Raw genomic sequence first — 12,565 nt, forward strand, 5'->3', positions numbered from 1 at the left:
AATGTTGTGTTTGATTATTGTGCCCTTCACTTATGGTGAAGGGCTTTTATTATTTTTTAAAGGAGGTGTATCCAGTGGATGACCATGATACGGAAAGTTGTAATATACATTTTTATTTAAATTCAAGCAATAATATTTTTAGGGCATTAATTGGATACTCTCTTTATGCCCTGAATTGAAAGGGTGAAAAACATGGAAAAAATAACAAATTTCTTTGTAAGTAAAATTATTCATAAAGAAATTCATAATATTTCTGGCCAAATAATTGGTAAACTAAATGACCTTATTCTTGATTTTAGTCAAGAAAAACCAACTGTAGTATATATACAAATTACAAATTGGAAAAAATCTTTTTATCTATCTGCTGATGCGCTAGATATATTCAAAGATGAAAAAGAAAAGTATCATATTAAAATTAATAGCGAGAGCCTTACAATAAAGTTTCCTGGTGAAGATGATATTTTTTTAGTAAGAGATTTCTTAGATAAACAAATAGTAGACATAAACGGCAAAAAAGTAGAACGTGTAAATGATGTACGACTTGGAAATATAAATTCCAAATGGCAGCTTGTTGCCGTTGATATAGGAACTAGAGGATTACTCAGGCGTCTTGGTGTAGAATATCCTTTTATAATATTAACAGAAGCTTTAAAGTATAGATTAAGAAACAAGTTAATTATATGGGATGATGTGCAGACTTTGTCTACTGGGGTTAACAATCTACAACTTCAAATGCCAGCAAGCAAAATTGAAACTCTACACGCAGCAGATTTAGCAGATATAATCGAAGATCTTGATACCAAAAGCAGAGATATATTATTTCACAGCTTAAACAATCAAAAAGCTGCTGAAGTTCTCGAGGAAATCGAAACTGATGTTCAAGTAAATTTATTAAAATCTATGTCTGATGAAAAAGCTTCTGATATACTTGAGATTATGCCTTCTGATGAAATAGCTGATATTTTAGAAGAGATGGATGAAGATAGAGTTGAAAAACTATTAACACACATGGACGAAGAAAGTCAGGATGAAATTAGAGAGCTTATGGAATACGAAAAAGAAACTGTAGGAAGTATTATGTCAAAAGATTTTCTAACCTTCTTACCTGATGTAACTGTAAGTGATGTATTTAAGTGGATTCAAGGAAATGCGCCTGATGAAGATGAAAGTTATTATATATATATAACAAATGATAAAGATAATCTTATTGGGGTTACTTCTTTATTCTCACTTATTACTTCAAAACCAGATACAAAACTTTATAATATAATGACAACTAGACCTGAAAGTTTAAGGGATACGGATGAAATAGAAGATGCTATAAGCTTAATGCATAAGTATAATCTTGTTTCAATTCCTGTTATTGATGAAGATAATAATTTAGTTGGTGTAGTATCATTAAATGACAGTATCCATGAACATTCACGCTTAAGGAGGGTTGCACTATGAAGAAAGTATTATCCGGTAGATTTAAAAAGCTACTTTTCATTATGACTATTATTGGCCCAGGATTAATTACTGTTAATGCAGGAAATGATGCTGGTGGGATTACAACTTATGCATCTGTTGGTGCGTCTTATGGATATAAAATGCTATGGGGATTACTTTTAATCACTTTCAGTCTTGCAGTTATACAGGAGATGAATGCACGAATGGCTGTGGTAACTGGTAAAGGTTTGTCTGATTTAATTAGAGAAAAATTCGGAGTTAAGCTTACTTTCTTTGCAATGACCATTTTACTAGTTGCCAATATGGGTGTTGTTTTTGGTGATTTTGCAGGAATTGCAGCAAGCTTAGAATTATTTGATGTAAGCAAATATATATCTATCCCTATTGTTTCTGTAGTAATCTGGTTACTTGTTACCAAAGGTTCATATAAAAAAGTAGAAAATATCTTCCTATTGTTTACTCTTGTATTTTTTACTTATATTATATCAGCTTTTTTAACTAAACCTGATTGGGGACACGTAATGAAATCAATGATGACGCCTACCATTGAATTAAATACAGGTTTTCTTCTTACCTTTATAGGAATGATTGGTACAACAATTACACCTTATATGCAGTTTTACCTCCAATCATCAATAGTAGATAAAAAAATCAGTATATCTGAGTATAAATACGAAAAACTTGATGTTTATTTAGGCGCTTTCTGGGGGAATGCAGTAGCATTTTTCATAATTGTATGTACAGCCGTAACACTTTATAAAGCTGGAATAACAATAACTAGTGCAGAAGAGGCTGCAATTTCTTTAAAACCACTTGCTGGTGAAGCTGCATTTATACTTTTTGGTGCTGGACTTTTTGGTGCTTCAGTTCTTGCTACTGCTGTCATCCCACTTTCTACGTCCTATGCGATATGTGAAGCTTTTGGCTGGGAAAGTGGTGTGGATAATGATTATAAGGACGCTCCAGCTTTCTTTGGAATATATACTGGTATAATTGTTCTTGGAGCACTATTTATACTTCTTCCTGGAATATCGCTTATTCAAATTATACTTGTATCACAGCAAATTGCTGGTTTGCTATCTCCTATAATATTAACATTTATGATAATTTTAATTAATGATAAGCGTATAATGGGTGAATACGTTAATAATAAGACTCAAAATATTGTTTCTTGGGCTACAGTTATATTTATTATAATTCTATCAATAATTTTATTTGTATCGCCTCTTATTTCATAATTATATAAATCTGCACAAATTCTTATGAAATAAAATATATATTATACTTTTTATTATTTATAGATCTTTATAAGTAAAATGGAACAATGTATGCTTTAAATAACATACATTGTTCCATTTTATTAATTACCATAAGTATTGCTTATCTTCCTTTGTATACTTAACTTTATTTATTCGAAATATATAATATCTATTCTAAGCTTTTATTACATTGAGGTGTTGTCTAAACTATCAGAGACTGTAAGTTGGATAGTCTTATAACTAATAAATTATACAGAATTTATATATAATTACTCATTAAATGAAATATATTGACTATATATTTTAACTACAAAAGTTAAGTCTACTTTTTCTCATTCCTACATTTAATACAATTCCTAATGACATAAAATTTACAAGTATAGAGCTTCCTCCATAGCTCATAAATGGAAGAGTAATTCCTGCAATTGGCATAATTCCAATAGTCATACCAATGTTCTGAAAAATTGAAAATAAGAAACCAGATGCAGTTCCAACACAAATGAGACGTCCAATAATATCTTTTGATTCTTTTGCATGCTTAATCATTTTATATATTAAAATACTATATAAAGCTATGAGAAAAAGAGCCCCAAAAAATCTCCATTCCTCTCCAACTGCAGAAAATATAAAATCAGTATGGACCTCAGGAATGAAGCCACCGGATGCACGAACTCCTTTTAAAAATCCAGAGCCAATTAACCCACCAGCTCCAATACCTGTTATAGACTGCATTAATTGAAAACCAGCATTCTGCTGATATGATTCTGGATCCAAGAATACCAATATTCTCTGTCTTTGATATGGTTTTAATATATCACTAAACCATATAATAAGACTTAGTGGGACAACTGAGAAAAAGCCTGCGACAAGAACCTTTAAGTTTAATCCAGAAATGAAGTATATTCCTAACGTAATAAAGAAACAAATAAGAGTCATTCCTAAATTAGGTTGAATTACAATTAGAAACATTGGAATTAAGGCATAAAAAGATAAGATAAGAAAGTTTTTGGGATTGTTAATATCGCCATCTAGATCATCTAACTTTTTTGCAAGGATTAGTATTAATCCAAACTTTACAAACTCACCAGGTTCTATAGCTCTATTTCCAATCCTTATCCATGATGATGCACCTTTTACTGCTTTGCTTGTTATATCATTAAATAATAAAAGTCCTACTCCTGCCCAATAAATTAGTTTTGCATAACCACCTATAGTATTATAATCAAATACTAAAATAAAATATACAATTGCTAGTCCAATAATTAGCCACAACATTTGCAGTTCAGCATAATAGAATCCAAACTTTATATAAGTTACACTATAAATGTTTATGATCCCAAAGATTGTAATAAAAATAGCTGTCACAAACATAGTAATATCTAATTGTTTTAAAAGCTTGCTATTAATCAAATATTTATTCATGTAAAATTTCCTCCTGAAAAGTCGAAACAATTAGTTTATATGATAATTATGTATTAATAAATAGTAATATTCAACCATTTGTGCCAAATCTTAATTTTAATTTAATACTTGATATTTCAATATATAATCAAATTTTTAACCTAAATTTTCACATTTAAATTCCCAATTATTATATATTGCTAAACTCATAGATACTCTAATTTTATAAGTATACTAACACTAATAAATATACACCTGAATTTTTTGTAACATACGTACTTTCGTTATTTCCTATTAAATTTTACATCTAATAATTTCAAAATTATGGAACAAAATAGCTATTAGATCATTATAATAAATAAGACATAGCTATTCCTATTATACTTTTATTTATACTCCCTTTTATTTCAAAAAACTCTAGTAGTACTGCTAGAGTTTTTGATTTAAATTTACGAAATACAAAGTATTTCTATATATATTTTTCATCTGAAGAATATGGTTTTGCCATAGATTAAAGTCATAACTTATCTTAACAATATATTTTTAATTCAACTTTTTTAATTATGATAACACCTTAAAATTTCAACTTAAGTATTTTATAGCATAAACATTTGTTTACAGTTTTAATTCTTTAGTGCTTATTCTTTATTTTAACTCACCTAACAAGTCAGAAACCGATTCCCTTTCAAGTAAAATAGGTTCAAATTTAATATTACATATGTTGTTAGATGTTAAATTACCATTGTTATATTCAATTTGATCAAATAATAATTTCGCGCATTCTTTTCCCATATCATAAGCTGGCTGAGCAATAGTCGTAATCGATGGCTGATAAAAAGATGCAAATGATACATCATCTATTCCAATGACTGACAATTCATCCGGAATAGAAATGCCATTTTCTTTTACATAAATCAATAATTTTTCAAGAATCATATCATTTGATGCAATTACTGCTGTTGGTTTATCTTTTCCATTCAGCAAACTTTGAATCATACCTGAAATTTTATCTAGAGGTCCAGATTTTATAAAATTTTTATTTACCGATATTCCATGACTTCTAAGTGCATTGCGATATCCTTTAATCCTATCAACACGATTACTTATAGAATTATTCTGCACAGGAAAAGATAAAATCCCAATCTTTTTATGACCATTTTCTACTAGTAAATCTACAGCTTTTTTGCTAGCTAATAAGTTATCTAAAACAACAGTACTCGCATTAATTTCTTTTATTCGTCTATCAATTAAAACAAGAGGATAATTTCTCGAAACAATGTTTTGATATAATTCAATATTATGACGTGTTGGAAAAACAATTAATCCATCTACTTGCCTAGATATCATAGAATCAACACAATATTTTTCTTTCTCTGGATTATCATCTGTATTACAAATCAAAACCTGAATACCTTTCTTTTGACAAACATCCTCAACTGCCCTAACAATTTCAATTGTAAATCTAGATCTAATGGTTGAAGCAACAATCCCTATTACATTTGTACGTTTTTGTTTTAAACTTCTTGCCAATTGATTAGGTTGATAGTCTAATTCTTCAATTGCTATTTCAATCTTTTTCTTGGTATCATCGCTCATATACTCAAATCTTTCATTTAAAAATTGAGAAACTGTACTTTTTGATACATTAGCTCTTTCAGCTACCTCTTTAATTGTTACTTTCATCTATTTTCCACCTTACTTAAACTTTATCTTATTACGAAACATAAATAATTATTTTTTAATCTATTCTCATATGTATTTTGTAATAATAAATTTACATTTAGAATTTTAATAAATTAAATGCTAAAATAAACCTAATAATGTAGGAACTCAATTGCACTACATATATAAACAATTTAAATTTAACATAAAATAAAACTGAAAGCTAGATAAAATCTAACTTTCAGTTTTAAATTTTATAGATAAACAATATATAGCTCAGATTTATTTTATAACTTACTGAATTTATACATATTACTATTATTCATACTTTTATTTAATTAGTTTGTTATATTCTATGGATTTATCTATATAAATCTGGCTATAAACCAAAGAATTAGTGAAGTAACTGTAAAATCTGAATCTGCAAATGTTACATTTCCTGCATTCATGCTTGTAAAAATAAACAATGTAACTGCTGGCATTACACAGAGGAATAATCCATCTAGAATGCTACCTATTATTGCACCACGAAGACCTCCAGTTGCATTTCCATATATAGCAGCAGCACCTCCAGTAATAAAACAAGCCATTAGCCCTGGAACAATAACAGGTAATCCAATTATCGGAAATATTAATATACATACAACTCCTGTAGCCAAACTTACTAGGAATCCTATAAGTACTGCATTAGGTGCTTTATCAAATAAAACTAACACATCAACTGCTGGGGTCGCTCCTGGAGCAAATACATCAGCAAATCCTTTAAAGGCAGGTACAATCTCTTCAGTAAATAAGTTTACACCTTGTTTTGCAACAAACAATCCTCCCGCTAACATAGCTGATTGCTTTAGGCAATATACAAAGAAATTAAGACCTCCTGATAATTCATACACAAATCCTGTTCCACCTTTGATTCCAGCAATTAAAAACAGTGCTAACATTGTTAAAGTTGTTGCTACAATAGAATCTCTCAAAAATGATATTGATTTCGGCATATTTATTGATTCAGTAGACTTTTCCTTATTTCCTACTAGCTTTCCAACTAAAGATGAAATAAAATATGCAATCATTCCTGAATGTCCTACTACATATTCATCTGTGCCAACGATTTCAGCACTAGCTTTACGTAACGCAAATGGAGCTATGGACATATATATTCCTACAATTATACTTCCAATTATAATCGTTATTATTTGTGAATAACCTAATCCATTCATAACAGCTGTAATAGCACATGACATGAATAACATTAGATGCAGAGATAAATATATAAACTTAAATTTTGTGAAACGAGCTATTATAATGTTTAGAAGCATTGCAAACAATAATATCAAAGATGCTTGTACACCTAATGTATCTAAAGTGATCGATAGTACAGCTTCATTACTTGGAATTATGCCTGTAATATTAAAAGCATGTGTGAATATTTTTCCAAATATAGCTAATGAATCTCCAATTATTGAACCGCCAAGCTTAATTAAAATAAATCCCATGAAAGATTTAATAGTCCCTGTAATTATCTCTGGTATAGATTTTCTTTGAAATAATAATCCTAATAAAGTCACTAACGCAATAACCACTGATGGTTCCCTTACAATTCCTATAAACGTTGTCATCATAATATATATCTCCTTTATTTTATAAATAATCAATTTTCAAGACTTATAGCAAGCATTTCTAAGTTTTCGTAACATTGGCCCATAAAATTTTAATAAGTACTCTTTCTTAAAATGAAATCCACAATAAATTAATTCGTTTACATACAATTCATTAACTTATCCATATTTATTAGTTTTTAACTTTGCATACCGTTCATACTAATAAAAAAACTTTCTCTATATTTCATTCATATCCTCTCTTCAAAACTAATATATAATATTTTTACTAAACCGGTTTATTAAATATTATCATATAATGATAGCGATTGCAATAATCTTATAAAATATTTTTATCTTCTATATATATTTTAATAATGAATCTATATTAGCAACATTATTAGCATAAATACTAGATAATCATTAGAATGCATGAAGTCAATTGCAATGCATATTCTCTATTTTTAAATACCTATCTACTTCATAAATAAATTTTTTTATAAATATAATTTGAAAATATATAAGAACTATGATATTATTTTAGTAAATCGATTTATAAAGGAGAGGCTTTTATGATTATTAAAAATGAAAATGCAATTATACAACATCCAGACGATAATACAACAAGAAAAATTCTAGCTAATGGAGATTCTCTATTAGGAGCAAGAGTTATTTTCGATAAGACAACTACATCAGTTGTTCCTCACACTCATCCTCATGATCAATTTACTTACGTTTTGAAAGGGAAGCTAAAATTCATTATAGATGGTGAAGAAACTATAGTAGCTGCTGGAGATTCTTTATTATTCCCTTCAAATGTTCCACATGGTTGTATTGTTTTAGAAGAAGGTTCTGAAGTACTAGATGTATTCACACCGACAAGGGAAGATTTCTTAGAATAATTTGACCATATAGGATTTCTCGTTAAAAGTTTGAAATATCCTAGTCAGATGAATTGGATATATATTTGTGAAATTTTCACAGCAATATAGAACAAATATGTATCTAATTTTGGCTGATATTCATATATGTTCGATTCTCATTGTGAAAACCTAGTGATTATTTTATATTAATTAAACAAAATAGCTCTCCAATTATACAGTATAACAACTTTATAATTGGAGAGTTATTAAAATTTATAAAGAAAATTTTAAATACCTAATAATTTTCTTTTTCTATAGACTTATACCTAGTCTAAATGAAATACTTCTTTCAATTCAACTGAAACAGGACTATTGTCCTCATTAGTTTCCATGATATCCTTCATATATTTCCACCATTTTTGACATATCTCTGTTTCTGAACTTTTATTCCACAACTCTTCATCTTCTATTTCCAAATAAGCAAATAAGCTGCTTGACTCAGGATCTAAGAAAATAGAATAATTTTTCGCACCATATTCGCGCAACATATCTACACCATCTCAGGCCAGATTTCATCGTGACGTTTCATATATTCATCATAAAAATCTTTAAATACTTTCATTTTTATGCCTTTACGAATCATTTTAATTTCTCTCTAATACCTACAGATACTTATTATAATATCCTTTTAATATACTCTGCTATTTCATTACACTTACAGTTATCAAAGAAATATTCTTTAAAATTAGTTCCACTTACAGCACCTTTTAATAAATCTTGATCTATATTCTTTAAGATTGTTAACATATCTGTATGTGTTACCTTTTTAACTTCATCTAGTATCTTTTTATTTCTTTGTTCTGGTACTACTCTATCCTTTGGATATCCTTGACCACTTTCACCCTCAAATAATTTTTCAAAGATGTATTCTAAATTTAATTCAGCTCCCCATCCAAATCCTTTGGCAAACGGAAGAGAAATTGCATTTCCATCATTTATTTGTGCAAACATGTACGCATCAGATGGATCTACTATATGACCGCATAAAACACCTGGGAATGCATTACATGCAAGCATTGCACCTTCCCCTGTTCCACATCCTGTAACTACATAATCTGCTGCTCCTGAGTTTAATAATATTGCAGCTAAAATACCATTTTGAACATATGTTAATTGCGCTTCACCTTCTATGCCATACATTCCATAGTTAAATACTTCATGACCTTTTGGCTCTACAACTTTTTTAAGTGATTCACATATAATTGAATTTTTTGCTGCTTGACTGTTTTCATTTATTAATGCTATTTTCATACTATCGTTCCTTTCCTATTGAGGTTGTTTTCCTATATAAGCTAAGATACCACCATCTACATATAAAATGTGACCATTAACAAAGTCTGATGCATCAGATGCTAAGAATACAGCTGGTCCTGCTAAATCTTCTGCTGTTCCCCAACGTGCTGCTGGTGTCTTTGCAATTATAAATTGATCAAATGGGTGTTTCGAACCATCTGGTTGAACTTCTCTAAGTGGTGCTGTTTGTGGTGTAGCTATATATCCAGGCCCTATACCATTACATTGGATATTGTATTCACCATACTCAGAAGCAATGTTCTTTGTTAACATCTTTAATCCACCTTTTGCTGCTGCATATGCTGAAACTGTCTCTCTACCTAACTCACTCATCATTGAACAAATGTTTATTATCTTTCCGTGACCTTTTTTAATCATTCCTGGTATTACTGCTTTAGACACAATAAATGGTGCATTTAAATCTACATCAATAACCTTACGGAAATCTTCAGCTTTCATTTCAAGCATTGGAATACGTCTGATTATACCTGCATTATTTACAAGAATATCAATTACTCCTACTTCTTTTTCAATTTTTTCAACTAATTCATTTACTTTAGCTTCATCTGTTACATCACAAACATAACCATGAGCTTTTATTCCTAATTCTGCGTAAGCTGCTAGCCCTTTATCTACTAATTCTTGATTAATATCGTTAAATACAATAGTAGCTCCTGCTTCAGCATAAGACTTTGCGATACTAAACCCTATACCATAAGAAGCACCTGTTACTAATGCAATTTTTCCCTTTAATGAAAATCCGTCCATAATTCCCATAATTAAAATCCTCCTCTATGTATTACATTTTATATTTACAGTATACCACTGCATATAATCAATTTCTTGTTATATCCTTTCGAAAATATTGCAAATCTTGAACCATAGATATATAATGAATGCATTATATATTAGGTACTGATGTTTTTAAAGTAAACTTACACTAAAAATGAAAGGAGAAGTTTTATTTATGAAAGAAGAAAATTCTTGTAAAGCTTCCATAAAGAACTGCTTAGAACAGCGCTATTTCTCTATTGCACGCCTATATAAAGAAGAAAAAACGATGGACATACATATACATGATTGTTATGAAATATATTACTCTATATCCGGTGGAAAGCAAATACTTATTCATAATAAGCTATATGATATTAGCCCTGGGGACTTATTTGTAATTAATCAATATGAAAGCCATCACGTTTCCAAGGTTGATAGGGCACATGAACGAATTGTTATATCAATTCATCCAGAATTTCTTAAATCTATATCAAGTGATAAAACAGATTTAAGTTATTGTTTTACAAATCGTAGTGAAAATTCTAATCATAAAATCTCTTTAAATAAAGAACAGCAACAACATTTTCTTTATTTTATCAATAAAATAATAGCTACTAATGGATATGGCTCTGACATAATTGAATATGCATCTTTTTTAGAACTAATTACTTTATTAAATGGAATTTATATTGCAAATAATAACTTACATGTTGACGATCACTCTTACAAGTACAATCAACAAGTCCAGGAAATTATAACATATATAAATGAAAATATTACTGAACCTATTACCATTGACTATTTAGCAAATCATTTTTATTTAAGTCCATCTTATATATGTAGAATATTTAAATCAGCTACTGGAACTACTATAAATAAATATATTTCAGCACGAAGAATAACCATAGCTAAGTCATTGTTAGCTAATGGCACAAATGTTAATGAGGTTTGTGAAAAATGTGGTTTTAATGATTATACTAATTTTCTAAAAACCTTTAAAAATGCAGTTGGAATTTCTCCTAAAAAATATTCAACATTTAGCATAAGTTAACACTTAAATTTTTTGTATAACTACCTTAAATCCATAATATATTTATTAGTAACATTATCTAATTAACTAAAGTGAAATCTTTAGCGGAAACTTAGTTTTTGAGTTTATATAAAGCATAATATGAAAATAAAGTTATGCATTTTTAAATTTTGATTAGTTTAACAATTTTAAAGGAGATATGATTATGTTACTGGAAAAAGGCTCTACTGGTTCTTACGTTACTTATCTGCAATATGCCTTAAAAATCAAATGTTGCTATTTCGATATAGTTAATGGGGAATTTTCAACTACAACATATAATTCAGTGATAAAATACCAAAATTCAAAGGGATTAACTGCTAATGGTGTGGTTGATGATACTACTTGGACTATTTTAAAAACAGATATTCAATTAATTCAGCAGCAACTTAATAGCAAAGGCTATGTCTTAACTGTTGATGGTATTGCTGGTATTAATACCTATAATACAGTAGTAAAATTCCAAAGAGAAAACGGTCTTGTGGCGGATGGAATGGTTGGATCTAGTACATTAGCAGCTTTGGTTAGTCAAACACCAAGTACACCGCCGTCTTCAACATCTGAACAAATTGTTTCAATAAATCAACTTAATGAAGTGGGTTGGAAAAATGTATCCATTAATCAAATCAATGAGCTAAATAGCTGCTTAAAAACATTTGCTATAATAACCTTTCCAAGGTTAAGGCATTTTATAAGCCAATGCAGTTATGAATCTGAATGTGGACTTTACACTAAAGAAGTTGATCCTGGTTATAAATACGAAGGTCGTGAGGATTTAGGAAACATATATCTTGGAGATGGTCCAAAATTTAAGGGTGCTGGTTATATACAAATAACTGGGCGAAGTAACTACCAAAGCTTTTCAAATTATATGCGTGATAAAAACATTATGGACGGAGTTAACTACGTAGCAGCTAATTATCCTTGGATGAGTGCTGGTTTCTGGTGGTATACTAATAATATGAATTCTCTTTGCGATAGCAGATCTTCTGTTGAAACTATAACAAGAGCTGTTAATGGTGGATTAAATGGCTTTAGTGGCAGGCAAAAATATTATGATATTTGTCTTAGAGTTTTTAGGAGCGATGTCTACTAATTTATATTTTTTATTACATAATAAGGATATGCCTCAAAATAAAT

12 protein-coding genes are annotated in these 12,565 nt (G+C 29.2%); 5 read left to right on the forward strand and 7 right to left on the reverse strand.

Annotated elements, in window-relative coordinates:
* Positions 1–192 precede the first annotated feature (192 nt).
* Positions 193–1,449, forward strand: coding sequence for a CBS domain-containing protein (locus L1S46_RS15615; RefSeq protein ID WP_012059540.1), 1,257 nt, complete (start codon positions 193–195; stop codon positions 1,447–1,449).
* Complete coding sequence (locus tag L1S46_RS15620) at positions 1,446–2,687, forward strand: Nramp family divalent metal transporter (RefSeq protein ID WP_012059541.1); 1,242 nt, start codon at positions 1,446–1,448, stop codon at positions 2,685–2,687. Before L1S46_RS15615 ends, L1S46_RS15620 begins: the two co-directional genes overlap by 4 nt.
* 324 nt (positions 2,688–3,011) lie before the next feature.
* On the opposite strand, the gene rodA is transcribed toward L1S46_RS15620, so the two are convergent.
* The 3 genes from rodA to L1S46_RS15635 all read right to left on the reverse strand — a co-directional run bounded on the left by rodA (position 3,012) and on the right by L1S46_RS15635 (position 7,390).
* The gene (gene rodA / locus L1S46_RS15625; RefSeq protein ID WP_238900386.1) at positions 3,012–4,130 is read right to left on the reverse strand and encodes a rod shape-determining protein RodA; all 1,119 of its coding nucleotides are present in this window, start codon (positions 4,128–4,130) and stop codon (positions 3,012–3,014) included.
* Positions 4,131–4,754: 624 nt separating this feature from the next.
* Entirely contained in the window at positions 4,755–5,792 is a 1,038-nt protein-coding gene (locus L1S46_RS15630; protein ID WP_238900387.1) for a LacI family DNA-binding transcriptional regulator, read from the reverse strand.
* Positions 5,793–6,136: 344 nt separating this feature from the next.
* Positions 6,137–7,390 carry a PTS ascorbate transporter subunit IIC gene (locus tag L1S46_RS15635; protein ID WP_202864746.1) on the reverse strand — a complete coding sequence of 418 codons (1,254 nt, stop codon included), beginning with the start codon at positions 7,388–7,390 and terminating at the stop codon, positions 6,137–6,139.
* 548 nt (positions 7,391–7,938) lie between these two features.
* Here L1S46_RS15635 and L1S46_RS15640 point away from each other — a divergent pair.
* Positions 7,939–8,268, forward strand: a complete 330-nt coding sequence (locus tag L1S46_RS15640) for a cupin domain-containing protein (protein WP_041898162.1) — start codon at positions 7,939–7,941, stop codon at positions 8,266–8,268.
* A 287-nt stretch (positions 8,269–8,555) separates the two neighbouring features.
* Here L1S46_RS15640 and rhaM read toward each other — a convergent pair whose 3' ends face one another.
* The 4 genes from rhaM to L1S46_RS15655 are packed head-to-tail and all read right to left on the reverse strand — an operon-like array spanning position 8,556 to position 10,359.
* Complete coding sequence (rhaM, locus tag L1S46_RS15645) at positions 8,556–8,777, reverse strand: L-rhamnose mutarotase (protein ID WP_343217269.1); 222 nt, start codon at positions 8,775–8,777, stop codon at positions 8,556–8,558.
* Positions 8,778–8,779: 2 nt separating this feature from the next.
* Entirely contained in the window at positions 8,780–8,872 is a 93-nt protein-coding gene (locus tag L1S46_RS26550) for an L-rhamnose mutarotase (RefSeq protein ID WP_343217271.1), read from the reverse strand.
* A 32-nt stretch (positions 8,873–8,904) separates the two neighbouring features.
* Positions 8,905–9,540 (reverse strand): RpiB/LacA/LacB family sugar-phosphate isomerase, encoded by a 636-nt coding sequence (locus L1S46_RS15650; RefSeq protein ID WP_077853849.1) that lies wholly within the window; start codon positions 9,538–9,540, stop codon positions 8,905–8,907.
* Between the two features lie 15 nt (positions 9,541–9,555).
* Positions 9,556–10,359, reverse strand: coding sequence for a gluconate 5-dehydrogenase (locus L1S46_RS15655; RefSeq protein WP_012059548.1), 804 nt, complete (start codon positions 10,357–10,359; stop codon positions 9,556–9,558).
* Positions 10,360–10,549: 190 nt separating this feature from the next.
* On the opposite strand from L1S46_RS15655, the gene L1S46_RS15660 reads away from it, so the two are divergent.
* On the forward strand, positions 10,550–11,407 hold the full coding sequence (locus L1S46_RS15660) for an AraC family transcriptional regulator (RefSeq protein WP_012059549.1): 858 nt from the start codon (positions 10,550–10,552) through the stop codon (positions 11,405–11,407).
* Positions 11,408–11,591: 184 nt separating this feature from the next.
* The gene (locus tag L1S46_RS15665) at positions 11,592–12,521 is read left to right on the forward strand and encodes a peptidoglycan-binding protein (protein ID WP_238900388.1); all 930 of its coding nucleotides are present in this window, start codon (positions 11,592–11,594) and stop codon (positions 12,519–12,521) included.
* The last annotated feature ends 44 nt before the right edge of the window (positions 12,522–12,565 follow it).

This window comes from Clostridium sp. YIM B02500 (assembly GCF_022324665.1).
Classification (GTDB): domain Bacteria; phylum Bacillota; class Clostridia; order Clostridiales; family Clostridiaceae; genus Clostridium; species Clostridium beijerinckii.

Bases quoted from the DNA above. Each gene is read 5' to 3' on its own strand.
- L1S46_RS15615 (WP_012059540.1), top strand. From the start codon at position 193: ATGGAAAAAATAACAAATTTCTTTGTAAGTAAAATTATTCATAAAGAA.
- L1S46_RS15620 (WP_012059541.1), top strand. From the start codon at position 1,446: ATGAAGAAAGTATTATCCGGTAGATTTAAAAAGCTACTTTTCATTATG.
- rodA (WP_238900386.1), bottom strand. From the start codon at position 4,130: ATGAATAAATATTTGATTAATAGCAAGCTTTTAAAACAATTAGATATT.
- L1S46_RS15630 (WP_238900387.1), bottom strand. From the start codon at position 5,792: ATGAAAGTAACAATTAAAGAGGTAGCTGAAAGAGCTAATGTATCAAAA.
- L1S46_RS15635 (WP_202864746.1), bottom strand. From the start codon at position 7,390: ATGATGACAACGTTTATAGGAATTGTAAGGGAACCATCAGTGGTTATT.
- L1S46_RS15640 (WP_041898162.1), top strand. From the start codon at position 7,939: ATGATTATTAAAAATGAAAATGCAATTATACAACATCCAGACGATAAT.
- rhaM (WP_343217269.1), bottom strand. From the start codon at position 8,777: ATGTTGCGCGAATATGGTGCGAAAAATTATTCTATTTTCTTAGATCCT.
- L1S46_RS26550 (WP_343217271.1), bottom strand. From the start codon at position 8,872: ATGATTCGTAAAGGCATAAAAATGAAAGTATTTAAAGATTTTTATGAT.
- L1S46_RS15650 (WP_077853849.1), bottom strand. From the start codon at position 9,540: ATGAAAATAGCATTAATAAATGAAAACAGTCAAGCAGCAAAAAATTCA.
- L1S46_RS15655 (WP_012059548.1), bottom strand. From the start codon at position 10,359: ATGGGAATTATGGACGGATTTTCATTAAAGGGAAAAATTGCATTAGTA.
- L1S46_RS15660 (WP_012059549.1), top strand. From the start codon at position 10,550: ATGAAAGAAGAAAATTCTTGTAAAGCTTCCATAAAGAACTGCTTAGAA.
- L1S46_RS15665 (WP_238900388.1), top strand. From the start codon at position 11,592: ATGTTACTGGAAAAAGGCTCTACTGGTTCTTACGTTACTTATCTGCAA.